Genomic DNA, 23,449 nt, shown 5'->3' with positions numbered 1-23,449 from the left:
ATAGAATTATTTACGACGATGCTTAAAGAATGGTGGTAAATCATTTGAATCATCATTATTGTTTTCATTATCAGATTCGCTATCTGGTTGGAATGGTTCAAATGATTTTTTTTCAACGTTGTCAAATCTTTGATTTTCTCTACTATTTAAAGATTCATTTTGGTTACTAATATCCCATTCATCAGAACTATCTCTTGGTCTTATGATTGTTTCAGAACTATTATTAAAACTAGAAGATTGAGGTGATACTTGCTTTGGTGATACAGACTTATCCTTTTTATCAATTCCAGTAGCAATCACTGTAACTCTAGTTTCGTCTCCTAGGCTTTCATCAATTGAAGTACCAAATATAATATTTACATCATTAGTAGCATTTTGAGACACAATTTCTGATGCATCTTGAGCTTCAAATAATGATAAGTCTGGTCCACCAGTGATATTTAATAATACTTGCTCAGCTCCATCAATTGAAACTTCTAATAATGGAGAAGAAATAGCTTTTTTCGTAGCTTCAGCAGTTCTATTTTCACCACTTGCACTACCAACTCCCATTAACGCTGAACCCTTATTTTGCATAACAGTTTTAACATCGGCAAAATCCAAGTTAACGTATCCTGGACTTGTAATTAAGTCGGAAATACCTTGAACACCTTGCCTTAAAACATTATCTGATTCTTTAAATGCTTCCATCATTGGTGTTTTCTTATCAACTATTTCTAACAATCTATTGTTTGACATAACTACCAATGTATCAACATTTTCCTTTAATGCTGATACACCTTCGTTAGCAAATCTAGTTCTTTTAGGTCCTTCAAAAGTAAAAGGCCTTGTTACGATCCCTACGGTTAAAGATCCAGATTCCTTAGCTATTTTAGCAACAATTGGAGCAGCACCATTACCTGTTCCTCCACCCATTCCGGCAGTAACAAAAACCATATCTGCACCATCTAAAGCGTTTGCAAGATCTTCTTCACTTTCTTCAGCTGCTTTTGCTCCAACATCAGGAGTTGAACCAGCTCCTAGTCCATTAGTTAACTTAGGTCCTAATTGAATTTTAGTCTCTGCTTTTGACATTTGTAATGCCTGAACATCAGTATTAGCAACAATAAATTCGACACCTTTAACATCCTCATCAATCATACGGTTAACAGCATTGCTTCCACCGCCACCAACACCGATTACTTTTATTTTTGCTCCATGATTTTCAGCTGAATCAATTGAAAAATCCATATTAATTTCCTCCAGTTAATTATTCTTCGAAAAATCCAGAAAAGAATTTTGATACTTTCTTAACAATTCCATCTTCTTTTTTCTTTTTTTCATTATTTTCTTTATTTTTTTTGTCAGAATTACCTTTTTTTTCATTATTATTTTCTAATCGTATAACATTATCAACTATATTTGAATTCTTATCAACAACTGAACGGACAATTAACTCAACTTCACTTATTTTTGAAGTATATTCAACAATTGACAATACTAATGAATATGATGGGTCTCTTAATCCAATTTGATCTGGAATATACGGTCTTATATTAGTGTTAAAACTTTCAGCAGCTAACTGTGCAATTCCAGGTAATGAAGAACATCCACCAGTAATAACAATTCCTCCCGGTAGATCTAATGCTCTAATTTTATCAAGTTTATCTTTTAACTTACTAAATATTTGATCAACTCTTGCTTGAATTATCTCAGCAAGAAATTTTTCACTTACATTTACTGTTTGTGACTGTCCAACTACTTCTACTGGAAATTCATTTTCATTTTGTGCTTGTCTAGCGTCTGAAAAGCCATATTCTCGCTTTATCTTTTCAGCATTAATAATAGAAGTATTCAAAACGGCTGATATATCTTTAGTAATATATTCTCCACCTTCTTGTTCTGTTTCAGCATATTTCAGCTCATTATCATGAAAAACCGAAACTGATGCTTGTCCTCCACCTAAATCAACTAAAATAGTCCCAAAATCTTTTTCAGCCTCATTTAATACAAAATCGCCTTCAGCTTGAGAATTAGATATTAAATATTTTATTGATAATCCTGCTTTTTCAATTGCTTTTTTTGTATTATGAATAATTGTTTTTGGTCCTGTAATAACTCTGCCTTTCATTTCAAGTTTTATTCCAACCATCCCTCTTGGATCTTGGATACCATCGAATCCATCTACAATAAATTCTTCTGGAAGTAAATCAACAATCTCACGTTCAGCAGGAATATTACTTGCAATAGCGGCATTAGAAACTTTAATAACATCATTATTATCAATTTCTTTTGATTGATCGGAAAGATTAATCATTCCATTACAATGATCAATCTTCATCATATTTGCTGGAATTCCGGCAACTACATTTTCAATTTTTATGCTTGTCTTTTCTTCTGCTTGATTAGCTGCCTTCTTTATTGAAGCACTAGCTTTATCGATATCAACAATTACACCTCGACTAATTCCTTGTGATTTTTCGTTACCAACACCAATTATATTCATTTGTCCATTAACTTTTTCAGCAACAATCACTTTTATCGACGTAGTTCCAATATCCAAACCAATATACATTTCTGATTCATCCATAGTTGTGGAACCTCAACTTTCTTATCTTTTTATTTGCATAATTATTTTATCATGACAATTAAATAATTAAAAAGCTTATGAATCCTGATTTAACTTATGTTTCAAAGGATATGAATATCCACCTATTTCAATATTAATAATACTCTTTTGTTTAAGAGAAAAAGCAATTTTAGGGTAATACTCAATCTTTTTAGATAGAGTATCATAATTAGCAATAATATAATTTCCATCCTTCATTGATAATAGCACCCTTTTTGGATTACTTTTATTAGATTTATTCTTAATATAATTAATAGTAGGTTTAATTTTATCTGGAATATCTTTATAAGCTTTTACAACTTCTCTAATATTTTTTGAATCATTAAAATTTTTAAGTATGCAATAATTTTTTAAATTATCTTTAGGAATTGATTTATCAGCTATTTTACCATTAGCAAATATTTCAAAATATTTTTTATTTTTTAATAAATATGCATTTACATTCTCTCTTGTAACATTTACTTGTAATTTATTTATATTACTAATTCTAAATTTAACATTTTTAACGTTTTGATTCTTGTCTAATAACGTTTTTTTTGCAAATTTATAATTTTTTTTAACAAACAAAAGTGAATCATTCTTATTAAAATCTAATCCATTAATATTATTTATTTTTTGTTGATTTTTCGAATTAATTATATTTACTTCACTCACTTTACTTAATGGAGATATAAAGTAAAGTGAACCTAATAAAATTATAAAAAATAAAATAAGTAATGGAACCATTTTAAAAACTAGATTATTTCTTCTTTGTTTTTTTAATTTAACTAATTCAGTGTTAATTCTTTTTCTTCTAAAATATTCGGCATTCCTTTTTTTGAAAAATAATTTTTTCATAAATACTCACTCTTTATTTAGATAAGTCTTTTACAACATTAAACAACCGATCTGCAGCATCAGGAATTCCTAATTTTTTGGAATTAATTTTCATTTTTTCTCTAATCTTATTATCATCCATAACATGATCAATTTTTTGTACCAAATTTAAACTGTTTAAATTTTTTTCTTCAATAATCAAACCTGCTTCATTATTAACTAAACTCATTGCATTTTTAGTTTGATGATCAGCAGTCACATATGGACTTGGTATCAAAATTGATGGAATTCCTAAAGCAGTTATTTCAGCAATTGTTGTAGCTCCAGCTCTTGCAACTATTAATGAAATTTGAGGTAGTATTTCAGTCATATTTGATATGTATGGTGTGATATAAATATTTTTATTAACATTGATATTACTCAATGCTTTAGATACTTCTTCAAATCTTTTTGATCCTGTAACAAAAACAAGTTGATAATCTTTTTTATTTAATTGTTCAATTGAATCAATCATTGCTTGATTTAATTTTGGTGCACCTTGACTACCTCCAAAAACCAATACTGTGTTTAATTCATTCTTCAATCCCCATTGAGTTAAATCAAATTGTTTTTTTTCATTTAAAACTTCTTGAGCTCTAGGATTACCAGTAAATATAATTTTATCTTTTGGAAATTGGCTTCTCACTTCATCAAATGAAATGGCAATTTTATCAACATACTTAGATAAAAATTTATTTGTTAATCCAACTACACTATTTTGTTCATGAATTAGTGTTGGTACTTTGCACTTCGCAGCTGCAAAAATAACTGCTCCAGATACGTATCCTCCAGTACCAATTACAACATCTGGTTTAAATTCTTTAATAATTTTTTTAGATTGCTTAAAACTTTTTAAAAATAGATGAACAGTTTTTAAATTATGTGTTGAAAATAATTTTCTTTCAAATCCTTGAATTTTTAATGCTTTAAAATTTATATTTTTTTCATTAACAATTTTATTTTCTAAACCACGTTCAGAACCCACATATAAAACTTCATCATTTTTAGACAAACGATCTATTAAAGATAATGCTGGATAGATATGGCCACCTGTTCCACCACCAGAAACAATAATCTTCATTTACATTTTCTCCTTTTGTTTAGTTATTTTTTCAACTTCACTAATAAATTGATTTCCTCGATCTTCAAAATTATCAAATTGATCCCAACTTGCATTAGCAGGAGACAATAAAACTACATCCTTACTTTCAGCAATTGATATAGCAGTTTTTGTTGCTTCTTTTAAATCCTTAACTATTTCAATTTTTGATAATCCTGCTTCTAAAGCAGCTTCTTTCATTAATTGCGCTGTTTGACCATATAAAACAATTCCCTTTAAATGATTTTTAAAATCATCGACGAGTCCATCAAATTTATATCCTCTATCTAAACCACCAGCAATTAACACAATTGATTTACCTAATCCTCTAATTGCCATTTGTGTAGCTTCTATATCAGTAGCTTTTGAATCATTATAGTATGAAATATCATTATTATCAGTTAATACATATTGAACACGATGTCTAACTCCGCTAAATGTTTTTAAAACTTTAGCAATATCTTCATTATTAATATTATAAATTTTAGCTGTAGCAATTGCTGCTAAAGCATTCTCTACATTTTGCTCACCGGGAACAAAAATATCCCTTACATCAATAATGAATTCATCTTTAAAATAAAGTTTTCCATCAGATTGATAAGCACCTTTTTCCGTTTTCTTTAAACGTGAAAAAGGAACAACTTGAGCTTTAGTTTTCTTAGATAAATTTTCCCATTCTTTTTCATCGAAATTAATTACTAAATAATCATTTTCATCTTGATTTTCAGTAATTCTCATTTTTGCATTAATATAATTTTCTCGTGTTAAATGATAATCCAGATGATTTGAAAAAATATTAGTAATAACAGCAACATGAGGTTTTAAATCAGTAATTCCTAATAACATAAAACTTGATAATTCTAAAATCAGAATATCATTAACAGAAACATTTTGTGCTGTTTGAGTAGCAGAAATACCTATATTTCCCGCTTTGAATGATTTTCCATCTTTTTTATGACTAAGCATTTCATCAATCATTGTTGTTGTAGTGGTTTTACCATTACTTCCGGTTACTCCAACTAAACCTCCAACATTCATTTCAGAAGCAATTTCTACTTCAGTAATTATTGGAATATTTTTTTCTTTAGCTTTTTTTACAATAGGTGCTGTATAAGGAATACCTGGATTTTTTACAATTAATTCATACTCATTTTCTAAAATATCTGCTGAATCACTTTCAGTAAATACCTTAATGCCATTATCTATCAATCTTTGATAATCATTTATTTCATTTGCTTTTTTTTGATCAATCAAACTAACTTTAGCTCCATTAGATTGTAAAAAAAGTGCTGCATTAACACCACTTAATCCCGCACCAAAAACTAATATTTTCTTATTCTTATAAATTTCTAAACCTTTATTCATAATAATTACCCCATATCTATCTATACAATAATAAATAACTGATTGATGTAATTAAACCAACAAACCAAAAAACAGTTACAACCTTCCATTCACTCCACCCTGACATTTCAAAGTGATGATGAATTGGAGTCATTTTAAAAATTCTTTTTTTAGTTAATTTAAAATATCCCACTTGTAACATAACACTTAGTGTTTCAATAACAAATACTAATCCAATCCATATTAATGATAACTCTTGCTTTAAAATTATTGATACTCCTGCTAATGAAGCACCTAAAGCTAATGAACCCATATCACCCATAAATATTTTAGCTGGTTTTCGATTATATAATAAGAATGCAATTAATGATCCAACAATTGATAAGCAAAATATTAATACATTATATTGATGTTGTACATAAGCAATAATTCCATAAGTAAAGAATGATATTATGGATAATCCTGTAACTAAACCGTCTAATCCGTCAGTTAGATTAACAGCATTAGAAAAACCAGTAATCCATAATACTACAAAGATAATATATAAATATCCTAAATCAAATAAATTATGACCAAATATTGATATTACAGTAGATTGACCACTTACTATAAAAATAAATCCAAAGACAATTGCAATTAATACTTGTAAAGAAAACTTTTGAGATGCTTTAAAACCCTCATTTTGTCTCTTAAAAATTTTTATACTATCATCCCACATACCAATTAATCCATAAGATAATATTAATAAAATTAACAATACTGTTGTTAAATTTTGTGTTTTTAATATGAAAGTACATATTAAAGTTGTAATAATAACCGAAATGATAAACGCGAGTCCACCCATCGTTGGTGTTCCGCTTTTCTTTTCATGCCATTTTGGCCCCTCTTCTCGAATCATTTGGCCTTCTTTTTTTGATCTAAAATAGGTTATTAATACTGGAGTTAATATAAAACTAATAACAAATCCTACAATTAACGGTAATAGCCACTCTTTCATTATTTTCTCCTTATCTGAAATAAACGTATAATTTTTGATTTTTTTTGATTATTATATTTTTGGTAATTGATTGCTGATAAGCATATCCATTACCAATAGTTTTAAGCTTAATATTTGCCAATTTAGCATAAGCTTTTACATCTTCTTTTTTCCAGCCTTTTAGATTTTTCATCGTAATAGTACCATTAGTTCTAAGCATTATACTTTTGCCATTAATTTCATCAGCATTTGCTTTTGGTGATTGTTTAACTATTTTATTACCATTACCAATTAGAACAGGATTAAACCCTTGTTGTTTTAATTTATTTTTTGCGCTTTTAACTTTCATATTTTTTACATCAGGTACATTATTTAATAAATTAGTATTCCCAGATTTACTTTGTTGAACCGCTCTTTTAATTACCGGATTAAAAATTTCTGCCATTAATTGAGTAGCAGTTTTTCCACCTGGTAATTGTGGTTTTTTCATTGTTATATACATAACATATTTCGGATTTTTAGCAGGAACCATTCCGGCAACAGAGTAAAGATACGAATCATCCCCATTACTATATCCACCTGCTCCATTACTTACTTGAGCAGTACCTGTTTTTGCAGCAACTCGATATCCTGGAATTTTATAATCAGCACCAATACCATATGGCTTATAAACTACATCTTCCATACGTTTACGCACTTTTTTAGCAGTTTTAGCCGTAATAGGATTACCAATAACTTGTTTATTATATTTTTTTAATACCTTTTTATTATTATAACTTGTAACTTCGTTAACAAATCTTGGTTTTATCATTTTACCATCATTAGAAATCGATGATAATGCTTGCATCATTTGTAAAATTGTTACTTGGATTCCTTGACCAAATGCGGTATCAGCTTGTTCAATTGGATATTTATAATTAATATTACCTTTATCTTCATTATCAAAAATAGAATTTGTGCTTTTCAAAAAATGAAAATCATCAATATATTTTTTCCAAACTGTTGCTCCCATTTGCGTTTGCAAATAAGACATTGCAACATTACTAGATAATGCAAATCCTTTATTAAAAGTAATTCTTCCCCAACCATTAGTATTCCAATCTGGTACAATTTGTTGATTAATTGATCTCTTACCGGATAAATAAGTTGCATTTCCATCGTAATTTCCACTATTAATTGCGGCAGCTAAAGTAAATATTTTCATTGTTGAACCAGGTTCATAGGATTCTTGATAAAGTGTATTTCTCCAAATATCTCCAAGCCCTTTTTTTGTTGTAGAATTAAATGTTGGTCTTTGAGTAGCCGCAACAATTTTACCTGTCTTAGCTTCCATTAATACCGCATTCATATTTTCTGGATTAGCTTGTTCTTGAACTTTACTCATTTGATTTTCTAATAAAATTTGTAACCTTGAATCAATTGTAGTGTGTAAATTATTGCCATTAATAGCTTTTCTTTGTTTTTGCTTACCATCAGAAAATTCATAACCGCTTCCATCTAACTTTGTTTCTTTATAACCATTCTCACCAGATAATGTGCTATTAAAAGCCTTTTCTAATCCCATTTGACCAACTAATGAACTTGTATTATTTTTATCATTTTCTGGTAAAGCTAATCCTATAAGATGTGACGCAAAAATACCATTAGGATATAATCTGGATTGTTGCTGTACAAAATTCAATCCTGAAATTTTATAAGATTCTAATTTTTGCTTTTTTGTCAAAGAAATATTTTGGCCAGAACTACCAAGTTCAACTTGAAATGTTTTATTTTTTGGATTAAGAGCTTTATAAGCCTTTTTAAATGTTATTGGTAAATTTTTGGATAAAATCTTTGCAGTCCTTTTTTTATTCGTTACATATAAAGGCTTATCATTTAAATCCTTTTGACTTTTATCAAGAATTAAATAAATCGAATAAGTACTATTATCTTTTGCTAAAGCATCCCCATTTGAATCATAAATTGTTCCTCTTTGAGCTTTTAAAACACTTTTTTGTGTATATAAATTTTTGGTTTGCTCACTTAAATTTACGTGTTGAACATTTTTATAAATAGCAATATAAGAAAACCTAAATGCAACTAATAAAAAAGCCACTATAAATAGGAAGAAAATCGATATCCCGACTTTCTTCCTATTTGAGCTGGCCTTTTTTAAATTATCCATTAATTCATTTTTACTCATCTGTTAACATTCCTTATATTTTTGCTATTTAATGATAATCCTGATTTTTTGGCAATTTTATTTAATCTTACCCCACTATTTAACTCATCATTTTCTTGACTCAAATTATTATTTTGATTACGTACATGAACTACTGATGAATTAATATTTTGAAGTTGTTGTTGAGAATCACCTAAAGAAATTTTAGATGATACTGTAATAATCATCAAAAATGCGATTACCAATCCCCCAACAGAAATCAGGGTTTTTTCAAAAAAAGAAACTTTTAATTTTGAATCAGGTTTCGGACTTAAACTTGATTTTAAATTTTGATTGGACTTTTCTTTATATTCTGACTGATAACTTTGTTGTAAATTTTTGGCTAATGCATTATTTGACATAATAATTACCTCTTCTATTTTATCCTTTCAATTATTCTTAACTTGGCACTATGCGATCTTCTATTTTTGCTTTGCTCATATTCACTAGGTAAAATTGGTTTTTTATTTACTAATTGAAAATCAGGTTTTAATTCATCAGGAATAATTGGTAACCCAGATGGTAGGTCTTTAATTGTTGACTTCTCTTTAAACATGCTTTTAACCAATCGATCTTCTAATGATTGAAATGTTATTATACTAATTCTTCCACCAACCGAAACCAATTCAAAAGCCTGTTCCAATGATTCTTCTAAAGCACCTAATTCATCATTAACTGCAATTCTAATTGCTTGAAAAACTTTTTTTGCTGGATGTCCACCATGTCTTCTTGCAGCAGCAGGAATTGCTTCTTTAATTATTTCGACTAAATCACCAGTTGTATCAATTGTTGTTTCTTTTCGCTTACTTTCTATTTTTCTAGCGATTTGCTTTGAAAATTTTTCTTCACCATAACGGAAAAAAATTCTAACTAATTGTGAATAATCCCATTCATTAACAATTTCCCATGCATCTAGAGATTGTCTTTGATCCATACGCATATCTAATCTAGCATCATAATTATAACTAAAGCCTCGATCACCATTATCAAATTGAGGTGAAGAAACTCCTAAATCATAAACAATTCCATCAACATTATTAATGCTTATATCATTTAATTCTTGCTTTAAATTTCTGAAATTACTATGTATAAAAGTTATTTCGTTATTTTCTAAATATTTGCTTAAATGTTCTTGATTATAATCCAGCGCTGTTTGATCTTGATCAAATGAGTACAAATGACCCTGCTTTAATTTTTGTAAAATATTTGAACTATGACCACCCCCACCTAAAGTGCAATCAACGTAATTACCATTTTGCTTTATATCTAATCCATCAACAGCTTCATTTAACAAAACTGTGTCATGTTTAAATTCTCCCATTAAATAATCACCTCTTTTTAAAGATCTAATAAATCTTCAGCAATATCTTCAAATTTACTTTCAGTTTCTTCAGTAAACGAATTCCACTTTTCTTCACTCCATATTTCTACTCGATCAGACAATCCAACCAAAACACACTTTTTATTTAATCCAGCATAATTAATCAATAAATCTGGTAGATTAATTCTACCTTGTTTATCAAAATCACAATCTGTCGCAGCTGAGAAAAAAAATCTAGTAAATGTTCTAGCATCTTTTCTATTAACTGGTAATTCTTCAATTTTAGTTTGAATTTTTTGCCATTGATCTAAAGAATACCCAAATAAGCATCCATCTAAACCTCTTGTCACAATTAAATTATCACCTAGTATATTTCTGAATTTTGCAGGAACAATTAATCTGCCTTTTGAATCAATATTATGTCGATATTCTCCAATAAGCATTTAATCACCCCAAGCATAGATTTATAAGTAAATTCTACCACAATGCACCACTTTTCACCACTTAGTAGCTTATTAATGACAAAAATAAAAGAACTTTAAAATAAAAAATTAAAGTTCTTTTATTTTTGTTTAGTTTTATAACACTTTTATAATTCTATATATAATTGAAAACAACCATGAAAAACCTAACAATAAATCACCAAATCTCCAAAAAACTAACCAAAAGCGACTTAGAATGAGCTCCTTATAATTTTTAGTTATCATAAATAATAACGCAATCCCAAAAATTGACCATATTAATATTACATATGGTAGTAAAGAATACCCATGTTGATTAGTTGTTAAATACTTAATAAAAAAAATAGTCAGTATTGGTAGCAAATCAAAATATTTAATTTTTTGAATAAATCTATTTTTAGAATGTGATTTTACAATCTTTAAAATCAAATAAAATCCAAAAAAAATAATAAATTGTATTATAATTGCTAAAAAAACACTACCAAAACTAAAATCATTATTTAGAATATCCATTAATAATTTCCTCTCTTTAATAGCCTAACTTGTAATTATTAATTATAAACGTTAAAATTATAATCATCAATTTATCTGAAAGCGGTGAAAATTTTGACTAAATGGAAAGATAAATCAAAGTTTCAAAAAATCATAATGATTTTTACTTGGATTATGATTGTTGGAATAGTAGGTTCTACTATTATGGCTGCAGTAATTCAATTTATGCAATAAAAAAGATGACTTTAAAAGTCATCTTTTTTATTTTCATTATCTTTTTTATAAACCTCTCGAGGTTTACTTCCCTGTTGTGGTCCAATATATCCGCGATTTTCTAAATCATCAATAATTCTTGCCGCTCTATTATATCCGATTCTGAAATGTCTTTGAATCATTGAAGTACTTGCTTTTTGTTCTTTTACTACAATATTTAATACATCATTAAATAATTCATCTTCTTCAGCGTTATTTTCATCCAAATCATCTTTTATTTCATCATCAGAAACAACCATCGTATCATCATATTTGACCTCTTGTTGATCTTTTACAAAATCTACGACATTTTCAACATCGTCATCCGGTACAAAAGCACCTTGAATACGAACTGGTTTATTTTTGTCTATAGGTTGATATAACATATCTCCTCGACCTAATAATTTTTCTGCTCCATTTGAATCTAATATTGTTCTTGAATCAATTCCACTAGAAACTGCAAAAGCAATCCTTGAAGGAACATTCGCCTTAATCAATCCTGTAATAACATCTACTGAAGGCCTTTGGGTTGCTAAAATCATGTGAACTCCAGCAGCTCTTCCCATTTGTGCTAATCGAATAATTGAGCTTTCAACATCATTAGAAACCGTCATCATTAAATCAGCAAGTTCATCAACAATTACTACTATATATGGTAGTAATGGTAATTGTTCCTCATTATCTTGGTTGTGTTTTTTTACAAACTCATTATAACTTCCAATTTTCCTTTGCCCTGTTTTAGCAAATAATTCATATCTTTTTTCCATTTCTGCAACTACTTTTTGTAAAGCCCTTGCAGCTTTTTTAGGTTCTGATACAACTGGACTTAATAAATGAGGAATCCCATTATAAGACCCCAATTCTACTTTTTTAGGATCGATTAACATTAATTTAACCTGATCTGGTGATGCTTTTAATAAAATACTAGTTAAAATACCATTAATCGCAACCGATTTACCACTTCCAGTTGATCCTGCAATTAATAAATGAGGCATTTTAGTTAAATCACTACTTATTACATCCCCATTAACATCTTTTCCTAATGGTACTTCTAAAACATTAGTTTTATTTTTTTGAAAAGATGCTTCAAATACTTCTCTAAAAGAAACAGTTGAAACATTTTTGTTTGGAACCTCAATTCCTATTAAAGATTTACCTGGAATAGGAGCTTCGATTCTAATATCTTTTGCAGCTAATGCCAAAGCTAAGTCATCACTTAAATTAACAATTTTACTTACTTTAACACCAATTGCTGGATGTAATTCATATTCAGTTACAGAAGGTCCTAAATTAACATTTTTTACTTCTGCATCAACACCAAAACTGCTCAATGTTTTTTGTAAAATCATACTATTATTTTGGATGTCTTTATAATCATCAGACTGATCTTTTTCTTTCTTTTTAACTAATAAATCACTCTTAGGTAATTTATAATCAGAATCTGGATTTAAAGTATTAACTGAAATATTTGGATAATTTTCTTCTTTTTCTTCTGATTGCTGGTTTTTAATTTTATTATTGTTAGTATTAATATTTATGTCTAATGAAGGTTCATTTAAATCTTTTTTATCTTCTACTTTTATGTTTTCATTATTTTTAATTTTAGTTTCTTTTTTAATCGGTTCATGTGTATATTTAACTCGTTCTTGCTTATTCTCATACCTATCTTTTAACTGTTTAATAAAATTAATAATGAACTCATTAATTAATATAAAACAACGTTTAATTATTTTAATAATAGGAATATTAAAAAAGATAATAATTCCAAAAATAAAAATTAAAATTGAAAATATTTTAGTTCCAACAACTGAAATTAAAGCACTAAAAATAGTCAAAAAAATTGAGCCAATTAACCCACCGCCAACATTGTTATCAATACCATTAGATCTAATTTGATTTATAACAATGTTCCATGTATTTATAAAAAAATCACTATGCTGATTTGTTAACTCGACAAATTTAACTTGAGAATAAATTAACCAACCTATAAACATTAAAAATGAACCAATATAATACCTTGGATGGATTTTATTAAAAATTTTTTGTTTAATATTAAACAAAAAGTAAATTCCAAATAATAAAGTAAAAATTAAAATCAATCTATACGTATTTCCAAAAAATAATCTAATTGAATTTGCAAATATGTTTCCAATTAATCCTAGGTTAAAATAACCCAAAATTGATAGTAAAGAAATAAAAAAACCAATTAAATTATTTTGATAATCAACGATAAATTTAATGATTTGCTTAATTACTTTATTATTTTTCTTTTTTTTGCTACTCTTTTTCTTTTTTTGAACCAAAAAAAATCATCCTTTTACTTAAGTTTATCGTTTTCATAAACTTTACTTTGTTGTAAATTATTAAAATTTTGTTGTCTTAAAGCTTCAAAAATTACAATAGCACATGTATTTGATAAATTTAATGATCTAATATTATTATCATCTTGTGGAATTCTAATTGCTTTTTCTTCATTGTTTCTCATAAAGACTTCGGGTAATCCTGTAGTTTCTTTTCCAAATAAAAAATAAAAATCTTCATCATTAGGATTAGTATAATCAGGTTCAGAATAAATTTTATTTGCAAATTTAGAAACTAAAAATAAGTTTTCTTTATTATTAACTGTTCTTAAAAATTCAGGCAAACTTTTATGATTATGTATCTCCACCTTATCCCAATAGTCCAAACCAGCTCTTTTTAAATGTTTATCATCAATTGAAAAGCCTAAGGGTTCAATTAAATCTAAAATAGTATCCGTTCCTGCACAAGTTCTTGCAATATTACCAGTATTGGCTGGCATTTGAGGTTCAAACAAAACAATATGGTTACTCATAAAAATCCTCCTACACAATTTCACTAATATTTTGTTATTATTATAACATGTAATGATATTTAAATATTGGAGGAATTTTTAATGGCAATGATCGAACCTTTTGCTTCAAATTTCAGAGAACTTACAGGATTAATCAAACAATCTCAAGGACGTGTTTTAATTGGATCTGCTGATGGATCAACTCCCAGTCGAGGATTTATTGCTGAAGCAACTAAATATGCACATGAAAAGAAATTAAGTATTGACGTTTTAATTAATTCAAATCAACAAACTTCAATTTACAATGATATTGAAATTAAAATAATGGAAAACGACTTATTTCAATGCCAAGAAATGGGTGTTGATGGAGTTTATATTAGTGCTACTACTGAAGATAACCAAATTGATATCGAATCTATGAATACACTAATTGCTGCATGTGGTGGAATGGAAATTAATTACGATAATTCATTTGATAAATTACTATACACACCAAATGATATTGAATGGATGATAACTTCTGGATTTGATAGAATACTAACCAAATCTGTTAATGAAGATATAATTAATTTAAATAAAAATATCCAAATTGTTCAACTAGCTTCATCAAATGAAGAAATAGCAACTATCCAAGAATCTAATAACGCAAATATTATAATCGTTAAAAAATAATTCTAACCTATCATTTCTCGCCAATATAGTGGCAAAGGAGCATTAATTTTAATTTCTTTTTGTTGAAAAGGATCAAAAAAAATAATTTGATAACAATGCAAAGCTTGATAATTAAATTTATCCTGATTATTTGGATTATATAACCAATCCCCTAATAAAGGATGCCCAATTGCTGAAAAATGAACTCTTATTTGATGGGTCCTTCCAGTATGCAATTGAATTTTTACAAAAGTAACATTCTTATTAGATTTTAATTTTGTAAAATCAGTTTCAGCATATTTTCCATCATTTCTAACTTCTCTTTCAATAAATGAATCGTCTTTTCTACCAATTGGTAAAATAATTTTTGCTTTTCTTTCAACAATATTTCCTTTTACCAAAGCATAATAGTATTTTTTGATTGTTTTTTCTTTTAATTGCTTATCTAAAACTGAATGAGCAAAATGATTTTTTGCAAAAATAACAGGTCCACTTGTATCTCGGTCTAACCGATTTACAATGTGGACCTTTTTACTTGGATAATTATTTTTAACATAGTAATACAGAACACGTGATACTAAATTATCATCAAAATATAAATGTGATGGAACTGAAGCTAATCCAATTGGCTTATTAATAACAATAAAATTATCATTTTCATATAAAATATCAATTGGTTTTTTAGATTGATTTAATTTAGGATTTATTTCTTCTGCTGGCAAAATTATTTTTATCTCATCATTATATTGCAAAATATAATTAGTATTTTGTTCAACATTATTAACTAAGATTTTACCATCATTGAATTTTAATTTTTTTAATAAAGTTCTAGTAATTCCTTTATCCATCAAAAATGTTCGTAATTTCATTCTTACATTTTGCGTAAAAATCCATGAAAAATTAATCATCAGTTTTATCTCCAATAAATGAATTACTTACTCGTTGCCAAAAATTAGTATGACGATATTTAGCAAAATAAATTCTCTTATCAGATATTCGATATGAAATAGATTTAATTGGTCTATCTAAAACCATTAATTGATCACAAGTTAATATATTATATTTAGATGCACTAGGCACTAATGTTACCCATTGTGTTGGAGGTATTATTACTGGAGATCCTAAAGTTCTAAAAACACGATTATTGATTGATGCCATTTCAGCAATTTGAATAGCATCAAATTTAGGACTTATAATAGCTCCACCAAACGATTTATTATATGCTGTTGACCCAGTTGGAGTAGAGATACATAGTCCATCTCCTCTAAAATTTTCAAATAATTGATCCTTGATATACATTTTTGCGACCATTGTTCCATTTGATTTTTTTAAAGTAGATTCATTTAAAGCAAATAGTTGATCTGATTCTCCATTATCAGAATAATCTACTTGAATATCTAACAAAGGATAACTAACGCTTTGTCCATTATCATGTTCAAGACTATTAATTAACTGACTAACTTCAGAATCTCTCCAATCTGTATAAAATCCCAAATGACCAGTATGTATTCCAACAAATCTAATTTTACTTATCAAATCGCCATAATGATGAAAAGCCGACAATAAAGTTCCATCACCACCAACAGAAATAACTATTTCTGGATTAAAGCTATCTAGTTTAAGTACTTTAGATTTATTGATTGCATTATATAATTCTCTTGAAACCTTAGATGAAGATTCACCATCATTACTATAAATAGAAACTTTCATACATTTTTCTCCCCAATAAATATTTTTATTCTAAATTATCATGATTATTTAACTCTTTTTGAATTTCAGACATACTAATATCTAAATCATAAGCTTGTTCTGCAGATTTTTGTAATTTTTCATGGATTTCAGGGGGAAATTCATCTGAATGTTTATAGCTTAATGAATGTTCTAAAGTAGCCCAAAAATTCATTGCTAAGGTCCTAATTTGAATTTCGACATTAATTATTTTTTCTTCTTTAATTAATTGAACTGGATACTCTAAAACAATATGATAAGAACGATATCCACTTGATTTTTCATTATTAACATAGTCTCTTTCACTAATAATATTAATATCATTTCTTTGGCGTAACAATTTTACAACATCATATATATCATCAATAAATTCAGTCATAATTCTTATTCCACAAATATCTTCCATATCTTGCTCTAAACGATCTTCATCAATATATCGACGTTTCATTTTTTCTTGAATACTTGACACCGATTTAATTCGTCCTGTAACGAATTCAATTGGTGAATGTTTATTCTTTTGTTGATATTCTTTTCTAATACCTTTTAATTTAACTTTTAATTCATCTGAAGCTTGATTATATGGAAAGAAGAATTCATTCCAATTTTTATTTAATGTATTCATTGTATGATTCACTCCATACTCTTAATTATTATAATTACATAATAACATAGTTGAAAAAGTTATTTTAATTATAAAATCTGTCAAATTAAATTAAAAAGTTATTGAAATTATTAATAATAAATAATTTCAATAACTTTTCTATAACATACTTTCCAATTGATCTAATCTATTTTCAAATTCTTTAAATGCTTCACTTAAATAATTTGATGATGTCATATCTACACCAGTATTTTTCATAACTTCGATTGGATTTTTTGAACTCCCAGATTTTAAAAATTCTAAATATTTTTCAATTTGTTTTTCATCCTTATTATTAATTCCTCTAGCTAAATTAATTGCAGCAGCAAATCCTGTAGCATATTGATAAACATAAAAATTATAATAAAAATGTGGAATTCTTGACCATTCTAGTCCGATTTCATCATCTGAAATTACTGAATCACCATAGTATTTTTGATTCAATTTTTTATATTCACGATTTAACATTTCAGCAGTTAATGGAATCCCTTTTTGTTCTTGCTCATGAATAAATAATTCAAATTCAGCAAATTGAGTTTGTCTGAAAATTGTACCTTTAAATCCATCTAAATAAGAATTTAAAATGTACTTTTTAACATCTTTATCATTAGTGTTTTCTAATAAATAATCAGTCAAAATATTTTCATTAGTTGTTGAAGCTATTTCTGCTAAGAAAATTGGATAATCACCATATTGATATGGCTGATTTTTAGTCGTGAAATAACTATGCATACTATGTCCAGATTCATGTACCAAAGTGTATAAGTTATCTAAATTATCTTGCCAATTCAATAAAATATAAGGATTGGTATCATAAGTTCCAGAAGAATATGCTCCTGTTCTCTTTCCTTTATTTTCAACAACATCAATCCAACGATCATCAAATTCATGTTTTAAAGCAGAAGTATACTCTTTTCCAAAAACAGATAAAGCCTTTAAAGCTTCATTTTTAGCACTATCATAAGTATATTTTAATTTAGGCTCACCAACTAAAGGTGTATATAAATCATACATATGCATTTCTTTTAATCCAAGAACTTTTTTCCTTAAAGCAACATATCTGTGTAAAAGATTTAAATTATCATTAACTACTTTAATTAAATTATCATACACAGATTCGGGAATATGATTGGCACTAACTGATGCTTGCTTAGATGAGTCATATTTTCTTATCGAAGCTTCAAAATTATGTTTTTGAACATGACTACTTAATGTAGTAGCAAGTGTATTATTAAATTGATTGTATACTTCATATAACTTTTTAAAAGCATTCTTTCTAACTTCTACATTAGTTGATTCAAGTAATATACTATAAATTCCATTAGTTAATTCTGTCTCTTCACCTGTTTCATTTTTAACATTTGGAAATTTAAAGTCCGAACTATCTAAAATTCCAAAAATTTTAGCTGGAGAATTTAATACATTAGCTGCTTGTGCTAATAATTTTTCTTTGTTATCAGATAAGGTATGTTCCTTTAATTCAAATAAATCACTAATAAATTGTTGATATTCTTTTAATTCTTGATTGTCATCATAGAATGACTCTATAGTATCTTCATTTAATTTTAAAATTTCAGGTTCAAACCATGACTGTGCTTCATCAACTTTTGTAGCTAATGATTCTACTCTTGATACTAAACCTTGATTTTTGGAATTAGAAGTATCTACATCACTTTTTAATTCCGCATAAACAAATAACTTTTCAAATAATCTATTAACAGAAAATATTTTTTTTATTACAAATAATAAATCATTGGCACTATTTGATAATGTACCTTTTAAATCAGACAATTTTTCTACTTGTTTAAACACTTGATTAAAAGATAATTCAAATTCTTCTTCATCTTTAAAAATTGTTGTTAAATCCCAAGTTAAATCTTTTGGAACATCATTTCTTGTAATTGTTTTTTTATGATTTTCCATTGTTAACATTCTCCTATTTATTATAAATATTTAATTTATCAAAATAATCTTCATACCATTCAAAACTTTTAATCATAGTTATAGTTGATTTTTCTATAATAATTACATTTGCATTTTCTAAACATTGCAAAAAATTTACAAGTATACTTTGTAATATTATTTTTAAATCAAGCATTGGCATGAATAAACGATCTAATAAACTTTTTTCAATTTTAGCATATAAAAATTTATATGACACTTTTTTATATGATTCAATTATTAGGATTGTTAGTATACAAAATTCAAGTTTATATTTACCTAAAATTGGCGCAACATTTGTAAAAGAATGACATGCTAATGGAACACCTAATAATACTTTATGATTTTGATAACAAAAATCATTCAAATTTAACCAATACTTATCTTTTGATTTTAATTCATTACTAATTATCTTAATTGTTTTGATAATATTACTTTTATTATCAATAAAAGTATCACAATAATTGAAATAAAATATAAATTCTTTGAAATTTTTAAAACTTTTTTCAATAAAATAATAATTTATATCGTCCTGATTTATATGATACTTCATTTTAAAAACCTCATACTGAGCGTCAAAAAATAATAGATAAAACCCATAATTAACATTGTATTTCAAAAATTTTAATGAAGAGAAAATAATTTTATTTCTTTTATAATATTTAAATCCTAATATCCATAAATTTTTTATTTTTAATTTTTGATAACCATTAATTCTTTTATTTAAAGTATTATCTTTAATTGGACTACACTGATATTCAATTATAAACTTATAATTATATATATCAGGTCTCTGCTTTATACTTTCTAAATACACCTCAAGTTGTGTACTAGAATATAATTCATTTATTTGTTTATATAAAGCGTTCTTACCTTTTAAATGCAGATATGATTCCGATTCATTATTTTCACAATTAGCTTTCCTTATGTGTGAAAAATGAGGTATTTTAATTGAGCCATTTTTTAATCTAACTTGTGAATGACAACAAGGACAATAAAATTTTCCTTGTTTATTTATACTATTAGCATAAATTCTTTTTTCATTCTTATCATGAGCAACTAACATATCTTAATCCCTTTAAATAAATACGGGTTTAAATATAATACTCTTGATTAATATCAGGTAATAAGACTTTGATATTTTTATTAATATTAGATTCAGTTTCTTCTAATAAATTATTTAAATTATAAGTTTGTGGTAAATGACTAATTATTAATTTTTTAGAATTTGATTCATTAGCAAGAATACCAGATTCTTTTGAAGTCATATGAACTAATTCACCTTTTTTATCAGAACCAAAATTTGTATCAGTAATTAAAAGATCAGAATTTTTACAAAAATCAATTAATTCTGGAAAAAATTTTGTATCTGAAGTATAAGTTAAAACCTTTTTAGTTCTTACTTCCTCTACTCTTATTGCATATGACGAAACCGGATGAATAACTTTTTTAAATGTTATTTTAAAAGGTCCTATAAACAATTCAGTCTTCTCATTATAACTATGCTTTTTAGTAAAATTAAACCAGTCAAGTTTATTAAAATTACTTAAATCATCTTTATGGCCATATATTGGTAAAAAATCATTATATTTTCTTTGATCATATAAAATTTGCCAATAATGTTGTAAAACTCCAACATCTGCGATATGATCAGCATGATAATGGGAAAGAATTACAGCATTTAAATCAAAGGGATCAATTTCTTGTTCTAATTTAGACATAATTCCACTTCCACAATCAATTAATAAATTAAAACCATCAGAAGAGATTAGATAACCACTAGTTCCTATTTTTGGTCCTGGATATCCACCATTAAATCCGAGAATATTTAATTTCAAAATAACACAACCTTTCATATAAAGAGGATAACATGAAAAATATATCAATTACTTACGGAAGCAATAATTTATTAAAAAATATAAAAAAGAATCACAAGAATAATAATTTAGTTATTTATAATAATATTGAACATAATAAAAACGATATTATTATAAATGTAGATTCTAATAATTCAATATTTAAAAATGGTTTAAACTTTAATATAGAAAGATCTTCAATTTTTATTGAATCAAATTATCTTACCTTTGATTCTTTTTCATTAAGAAATGATCAAGTTAAAGTTTTTGATTCTAAGATAAATCGATTAATTAATAATTTAGAAAATAATGATAATTTAAAAAGTTATTACTATGGAAATCTCAAAAAAAATAATTTAGAAAAAATTCTCATTTTAACTTGGAAAAATTTATCATCATATAATATTATTAAAAAAAATTATGATGATTTGAATATTATTAATATGAATAATAATATATACAAAAAAGAAGGTAAGATAAATTAATATCTTACCTTCTTTTTTAATACGGTCCGTACGAGACTCGAACTCGTGATCTCCTGCGTGACAGGCAGGCGTCCTAACCAGCTAGACCAACGGACCAATTGCGGGAGCTGGATTTGAACCAACGACCTCCGGGTTATGAGCCCGACGAGCTACCAGACTGCTCTATCCCGCGATAATATCTAAAATAAAAATGACCCGTATGGGACTCGAACCCATGTTACTGCCGTGAAAGGGCAGTGTCTTAACCGCTTGACCAACGGGTCATAGACAATAAAAAACGGAGAAGGAGAGATTCGAACTCTCGCGCCGCTTACGCGACCTACACCCTTAGCAGGGGCGCCTCTTCAGCCACTTGAGTACTTCTCCATAATGGGCCTAGGTGGACTCGAACCACCGACCTCACGCTTATCAGGCGTGCGCTCTAAACCAACTGAGCTATAGGCCCATAAAAAAGCGGGTGACGAGAATCGAACTCGCGACAATAGCTTGGAAGGCTATGGTTTTACCACTAAACTACACCCGCATAATTATTAAATTTAATGGCTCGAGACAGAGTCGAACTGCCGACACACGGAGCTTCAATCCGTTGCTCTACCAACTGAGCTATCGAGCCATTTAAAAGCGGTCCGTACGAGACTCGAACTCGTGATCTCCTGCGTGACAGGCAGGCGTCCTAACCAGCTAGACCAACGGACCAATTGCGGGAGCTGGATTTGAACCAACGACCTCCGGGTTATGAGCCCGACGAGCTACCAGACTGCTCTATCCCGCGATAATAAGGAGGATGAGAGATTCGAACTCTCGCGCGGTTTGACCCGCCTGACGGTTTTCAAGACCGTTCCCTTCAGCCAGACTTGGGTAATCCTCCATAAGAATACAATAACTATTATAACAAAAAATAAAAGCAATGTCTACAATGATTTTATTTTTGTTATATGGACCTTGTAGGACTCGAACCTACGACCGGACGGTTATGAGCCGTCTGCTCTAACCAACTGAGCTAAAGGTCCAAGTCCAATCGCGGCAGAGGGGATCGAACCCCCGACCTCCCGGGTATGAACCGGACGCTCTAGCCAGCTGAGCTACACCGCGAAAATATTAAATATAAAATATATTTAATCGGGAAGACAGGATTCGAACCTGCGACCCCCTGGTCCCAAACCAGGTGCTCTACCAAGCTGAGCTACTTCCCGAAAAATGCACCTAGTAGGACTCGAACCTACAACCTTCTGATTCGTAGTCAGACACTCTATCCAGTTGCGCTATAGGTGCATATATGCCGAGGACCGGGATCGAACCGGTACGGTTATCACTAACCGCAGGATTTTAAGTCCTGTGCGTCTGCCAATTCCGCCACCCCGGCATAAGAAATGACACAAGCGGAAGACGGGATTCGAACCCGCGACCCCAACCATGGCAAGGTTGTGCTCTACCCCTGAGCTACTTCCGCATTTATGCCGACTAGAGGATTCGAACCTCCGACCTTCTGTTTACAAGACAGATGCTCTGCCAACTGAGCTAAGTCGGCATAATATGCTTTATTATTATAAAGTAATGAGCCGTGGCAGGTTCGAACTGCCGACCCTCTGATTAAAAGTCAGATGCTCTACCAACTGAGCTAACGGCTCAATGGGGGATACAGGGCTCGAACCTGTGACCTCCTGCTTGTAAGGCAGATGCTCTCCCAACTGAGCTAATCCCCCAAATAGCGCGGCAACGTCCTACCCT

General features: G+C 28.4%; 22 protein-coding genes and 19 tRNA genes. 3 read left to right on the top strand and 38 right to left on the bottom strand.

Features of this window, described 5'->3' with window-relative positions:
- Positions 1-6: 6 nt before the first annotated feature.
- The 11 genes from ftsZ to GSH19_RS07240 form a co-directional block, all read right to left on the bottom strand.
- Positions 7-1,230 (bottom strand): cell division protein FtsZ, encoded by a 1,224-nt coding sequence (gene ftsZ / locus GSH19_RS01600; protein WP_237026153.1) that lies wholly within the window; start codon positions 1,228-1,230, stop codon positions 7-9.
- A 19-nt stretch (positions 1,231-1,249) separates the two neighbouring features.
- Positions 1,250-2,569 (bottom strand): cell division protein FtsA, encoded by a 1,320-nt coding sequence (ftsA, locus tag GSH19_RS01595; protein WP_237026152.1) that lies wholly within the window; start codon positions 2,567-2,569, stop codon positions 1,250-1,252.
- A 75-nt stretch (positions 2,570-2,644) separates the two neighbouring features.
- Positions 2,645-3,445 carry a cell division protein FtsQ/DivIB gene (locus tag GSH19_RS01590; protein ID WP_237026151.1) on the bottom strand — a complete coding sequence of 267 codons (801 nt, stop codon included), beginning with the start codon at positions 3,443-3,445 and terminating at the stop codon, positions 2,645-2,647.
- 13 nt (positions 3,446-3,458) lie between these two features.
- Entirely contained in the window at positions 3,459-4,544 is a 1,086-nt protein-coding gene (gene murG, locus GSH19_RS01585; RefSeq protein ID WP_237026150.1) for an undecaprenyldiphospho-muramoylpentapeptide beta-N-acetylglucosaminyltransferase, read from the bottom strand.
- On the bottom strand, positions 4,545-5,927 hold the full coding sequence (gene murD / locus GSH19_RS01580; protein WP_237026149.1) for a UDP-N-acetylmuramoyl-L-alanine--D-glutamate ligase: 1,383 nt from the start codon (positions 5,925-5,927) through the stop codon (positions 4,545-4,547).
- A 16-nt stretch (positions 5,928-5,943) separates the two neighbouring features.
- Positions 5,944-6,903, bottom strand: a complete 960-nt coding sequence (gene mraY, locus GSH19_RS01575; RefSeq protein ID WP_237026148.1) for a phospho-N-acetylmuramoyl-pentapeptide-transferase — start codon at positions 6,901-6,903, stop codon at positions 5,944-5,946.
- A gap of 10 nt (positions 6,904-6,913) precedes the next feature.
- On the bottom strand, positions 6,914-9,064 hold the full coding sequence (locus GSH19_RS01570; RefSeq protein WP_237026147.1) for a penicillin-binding transpeptidase domain-containing protein: 2,151 nt from the start codon (positions 9,062-9,064) through the stop codon (positions 6,914-6,916).
- Entirely contained in the window at positions 9,061-9,444 is a 384-nt protein-coding gene (gene ftsL, locus GSH19_RS01565) for a cell division protein FtsL (protein ID WP_237026146.1), read from the bottom strand. The genes GSH19_RS01570 and ftsL overlap by 4 nt, the downstream gene beginning before the upstream one ends.
- A 14-nt stretch (positions 9,445-9,458) precedes the next feature.
- Complete coding sequence (rsmH, locus tag GSH19_RS01560; RefSeq protein WP_237026145.1) at positions 9,459-10,403, bottom strand: 16S rRNA (cytosine(1402)-N(4))-methyltransferase RsmH; 945 nt, start codon at positions 10,401-10,403, stop codon at positions 9,459-9,461.
- A gap of 17 nt (positions 10,404-10,420) precedes the next feature.
- Positions 10,421-10,846, bottom strand: coding sequence for a division/cell wall cluster transcriptional repressor MraZ (mraZ, locus tag GSH19_RS01555; RefSeq protein ID WP_237026144.1), 426 nt, complete (start codon positions 10,844-10,846; stop codon positions 10,421-10,423).
- Positions 10,847-10,981: 135 nt separating this feature from the next.
- On the bottom strand, positions 10,982-11,377 hold the full coding sequence (locus GSH19_RS07240) for a DUF3397 family protein (RefSeq protein ID WP_370636117.1): 396 nt from the start codon (positions 11,375-11,377) through the stop codon (positions 10,982-10,984).
- A 93-nt stretch (positions 11,378-11,470) separates the two neighbouring features.
- Between GSH19_RS07240 and GSH19_RS01550 the strand changes: the two genes are divergently transcribed.
- Complete coding sequence (locus tag GSH19_RS01550) at positions 11,471-11,590, top strand: DUF4044 domain-containing protein (RefSeq protein ID WP_237026143.1); 120 nt, start codon at positions 11,471-11,473, stop codon at positions 11,588-11,590.
- 11 nt (positions 11,591-11,601) lie between these two features.
- Here GSH19_RS01550 and GSH19_RS01545 read toward each other — a convergent pair whose 3' ends face one another.
- Both GSH19_RS01545 and GSH19_RS01540 read right to left on the bottom strand, forming a co-directional pair.
- Positions 11,602-13,911, bottom strand: coding sequence for a DNA translocase FtsK (locus GSH19_RS01545; protein WP_237026142.1), 2,310 nt, complete (start codon positions 13,909-13,911; stop codon positions 11,602-11,604).
- Between the two features lie 14 nt (positions 13,912-13,925).
- Positions 13,926-14,441 (bottom strand): tRNA (cytidine(34)-2'-O)-methyltransferase, encoded by a 516-nt coding sequence (locus GSH19_RS01540; RefSeq protein WP_237026141.1) that lies wholly within the window; start codon positions 14,439-14,441, stop codon positions 13,926-13,928.
- Between the two features lie 81 nt (positions 14,442-14,522).
- Between GSH19_RS01540 and GSH19_RS01535 the strand changes: the two genes are divergently transcribed.
- Positions 14,523-15,092 (top strand): copper homeostasis protein CutC, encoded by a 570-nt coding sequence (locus GSH19_RS01535; RefSeq protein ID WP_237026140.1) that lies wholly within the window; start codon positions 14,523-14,525, stop codon positions 15,090-15,092.
- Positions 15,093-15,094: 2 nt separating this feature from the next.
- Here GSH19_RS01535 and GSH19_RS01530 read toward each other — a convergent pair whose 3' ends face one another.
- From GSH19_RS01530 to GSH19_RS01505, 6 genes are all read right to left on the bottom strand, one after another.
- Positions 15,095-15,979 carry an RluA family pseudouridine synthase gene (locus tag GSH19_RS01530; RefSeq protein ID WP_237026139.1) on the bottom strand — a complete coding sequence of 295 codons (885 nt, stop codon included), beginning with the start codon at positions 15,977-15,979 and terminating at the stop codon, positions 15,095-15,097.
- A complete protein-coding gene (locus tag GSH19_RS01525; RefSeq protein WP_237026138.1) occupies positions 15,972-16,781 on the bottom strand; it encodes an NAD kinase in 810 nt (269 codons plus the stop codon). Before GSH19_RS01525 ends, GSH19_RS01530 begins: the two co-directional genes overlap by 8 nt.
- Positions 16,782-16,806: 25 nt before the next feature.
- A complete protein-coding gene (locus tag GSH19_RS01520) occupies positions 16,807-17,421 on the bottom strand; it encodes a GTP pyrophosphokinase family protein (protein ID WP_237026137.1) in 615 nt (204 codons plus the stop codon).
- Between the two features lie 138 nt (positions 17,422-17,559).
- On the bottom strand, positions 17,560-19,362 hold the full coding sequence (pepF, locus tag GSH19_RS01515; protein WP_305067594.1) for an oligoendopeptidase F: 1,803 nt from the start codon (positions 19,360-19,362) through the stop codon (positions 17,560-17,562).
- Between the two features lie 13 nt (positions 19,363-19,375).
- Complete coding sequence (locus GSH19_RS07195; protein ID WP_255700227.1) at positions 19,376-20,446, bottom strand: competence protein CoiA; 1,071 nt, start codon at positions 20,444-20,446, stop codon at positions 19,376-19,378.
- Positions 20,447-20,474: 28 nt separating this feature from the next.
- A complete protein-coding gene (locus GSH19_RS01505; protein ID WP_237026134.1) occupies positions 20,475-21,218 on the bottom strand; it encodes an MBL fold metallo-hydrolase in 744 nt (247 codons plus the stop codon).
- 32 nt (positions 21,219-21,250) lie between these two features.
- Between GSH19_RS01505 and GSH19_RS01500 the strand changes: the two genes are divergently transcribed.
- On the top strand, positions 21,251-21,721 hold the full coding sequence (locus GSH19_RS01500) for a hypothetical protein (protein ID WP_237026133.1): 471 nt from the start codon (positions 21,251-21,253) through the stop codon (positions 21,719-21,721).
- Between the two features lie 22 nt (positions 21,722-21,743).
- On the opposite strand, the gene GSH19_RS01495 is transcribed toward GSH19_RS01500, so the two are convergent.
- From GSH19_RS01495 to GSH19_RS01405, 19 genes are all read right to left on the bottom strand, one after another.
- Positions 21,744-21,817: transfer RNA gene (locus GSH19_RS01495), tRNA-Asp, on the bottom strand.
- A gap of 2 nt (positions 21,818-21,819) precedes the next feature.
- A tRNA-Met gene (locus tag GSH19_RS01490) sits at positions 21,820-21,893 on the bottom strand.
- Positions 21,894-21,912: 19 nt separating this feature from the next.
- Positions 21,913-21,984: transfer RNA gene (locus GSH19_RS01485), tRNA-Glu, on the bottom strand.
- Positions 21,985-21,999: 15 nt separating this feature from the next.
- Positions 22,000-22,087, bottom strand: a tRNA-Ser gene (locus tag GSH19_RS01480).
- Positions 22,088-22,091: 4 nt separating this feature from the next.
- A tRNA-Ile gene (locus GSH19_RS01475) sits at positions 22,092-22,166 on the bottom strand.
- Positions 22,167-22,173: 7 nt separating this feature from the next.
- Positions 22,174-22,244, bottom strand: a tRNA-Gly gene (locus tag GSH19_RS01470).
- Positions 22,245-22,261: 17 nt separating this feature from the next.
- Positions 22,262-22,334 (bottom strand) — tRNA-Phe (locus tag GSH19_RS01465).
- Positions 22,335-22,343: 9 nt separating this feature from the next.
- A tRNA-Asp gene (locus GSH19_RS01460) sits at positions 22,344-22,417 on the bottom strand.
- A 2-nt stretch (positions 22,418-22,419) separates the two neighbouring features.
- A tRNA-Met gene (locus GSH19_RS01455) sits at positions 22,420-22,493 on the bottom strand.
- Positions 22,494-22,499: 6 nt separating this feature from the next.
- Positions 22,500-22,589 (bottom strand) — tRNA-Ser (locus GSH19_RS01450).
- 68 nt (positions 22,590-22,657) lie between these two features.
- Positions 22,658-22,731: transfer RNA gene (locus GSH19_RS01445), tRNA-Ile, on the bottom strand.
- Positions 22,732-22,739: 8 nt separating this feature from the next.
- Positions 22,740-22,813, bottom strand: a tRNA-Met gene (locus GSH19_RS01440).
- Positions 22,814-22,840: 27 nt separating this feature from the next.
- Positions 22,841-22,914 (bottom strand) — tRNA-Pro (locus tag GSH19_RS01435).
- Positions 22,915-22,919: 5 nt separating this feature from the next.
- Positions 22,920-22,993 (bottom strand) — tRNA-Arg (locus tag GSH19_RS01430).
- Positions 22,994-22,998: 5 nt separating this feature from the next.
- Positions 22,999-23,084 (bottom strand) — tRNA-Leu (locus GSH19_RS01425).
- Between the two features lie 15 nt (positions 23,085-23,099).
- Positions 23,100-23,171 (bottom strand) — tRNA-Gly (locus GSH19_RS01420).
- Positions 23,172-23,176: 5 nt separating this feature from the next.
- Positions 23,177-23,249, bottom strand: a tRNA-Thr gene (locus GSH19_RS01415).
- A 27-nt stretch (positions 23,250-23,276) separates the two neighbouring features.
- Positions 23,277-23,349 (bottom strand) — tRNA-Lys (locus GSH19_RS01410).
- A 2-nt stretch (positions 23,350-23,351) separates the two neighbouring features.
- Positions 23,352-23,424, bottom strand: a tRNA-Val gene (locus tag GSH19_RS01405).
- Positions 23,425-23,449 lie beyond the last annotated feature (25 nt).

Source organism: Lactobacillus sp. S2-2, from assembly GCF_021698855.1.
In the GTDB taxonomy this organism is placed as follows: domain Bacteria; phylum Bacillota; class Bacilli; order Lactobacillales; family Lactobacillaceae; genus Fructilactobacillus.
This window is presented reverse-complemented; position numbering and strand designations above follow the sequence as displayed.

Coding starts and splice junctions, on each gene's coding strand:
- ftsZ (WP_237026153.1), bottom strand. CDS start 1,230: ATGGATTTTTCAATTGATTCAGCTGAAAATCATGGAGCAAAAATAAAA.
- ftsA (WP_237026152.1), bottom strand. CDS start 2,569: ATGGATGAATCAGAAATGTATATTGGTTTGGATATTGGAACTACGTCG.
- GSH19_RS01590 (WP_237026151.1), bottom strand. CDS start 3,445: ATGAAAAAATTATTTTTCAAAAAAAGGAATGCCGAATATTTTAGAAGA.
- murG (WP_237026150.1), bottom strand. CDS start 4,544: ATGAAGATTATTGTTTCTGGTGGTGGAACAGGTGGCCATATCTATCCA.
- murD (WP_237026149.1), bottom strand. CDS start 5,927: ATGAATAAAGGTTTAGAAATTTATAAGAATAAGAAAATATTAGTTTTT.
- mraY (WP_237026148.1), bottom strand. CDS start 6,903: ATGAAAGAGTGGCTATTACCGTTAATTGTAGGATTTGTTATTAGTTTT.
- GSH19_RS01570 (WP_237026147.1), bottom strand. CDS start 9,064: ATGAGTAAAAATGAATTAATGGATAATTTAAAAAAGGCCAGCTCAAAT.
- ftsL (WP_237026146.1), bottom strand. CDS start 9,444: ATGTCAAATAATGCATTAGCCAAAAATTTACAACAAAGTTATCAGTCA.
- rsmH (WP_237026145.1), bottom strand. CDS start 10,403: ATGGGAGAATTTAAACATGACACAGTTTTGTTAAATGAAGCTGTTGAT.
- mraZ (WP_237026144.1), bottom strand. CDS start 10,846: ATGCTTATTGGAGAATATCGACATAATATTGATTCAAAAGGCAGATTA.
- GSH19_RS07240 (WP_370636117.1), bottom strand. CDS start 11,377: ATGGATATTCTAAATAATGATTTTAGTTTTGGTAGTGTTTTTTTAGCA.
- GSH19_RS01540 (WP_237026141.1), bottom strand. CDS start 14,441: ATGAGTAACCATATTGTTTTGTTTGAACCTCAAATGCCAGCCAATACT.
- GSH19_RS01535 (WP_237026140.1), top strand. CDS start 14,523: ATGGCAATGATCGAACCTTTTGCTTCAAATTTCAGAGAACTTACAGGA.
- GSH19_RS01530 (WP_237026139.1), bottom strand. CDS start 15,979: ATGATTAATTTTTCATGGATTTTTACGCAAAATGTAAGAATGAAATTA.
- GSH19_RS01525 (WP_237026138.1), bottom strand. CDS start 16,781: ATGAAAGTTTCTATTTATAGTAATGATGGTGAATCTTCATCTAAGGTT.
- GSH19_RS01520 (WP_237026137.1), bottom strand. CDS start 17,421: ATGAATACATTAAATAAAAATTGGAATGAATTCTTCTTTCCATATAAT.
- pepF (WP_305067594.1), bottom strand. CDS start 19,362: ATGGAAAATCATAAAAAAACAATTACAAGAAATGATGTTCCAAAAGAT.
- GSH19_RS07195 (WP_255700227.1), bottom strand. CDS start 20,446: ATGTTAGTTGCTCATGATAAGAATGAAAAAAGAATTTATGCTAATAGT.
- GSH19_RS01500 (WP_237026133.1), top strand. CDS start 21,251: ATGAAAAATATATCAATTACTTACGGAAGCAATAATTTATTAAAAAAT.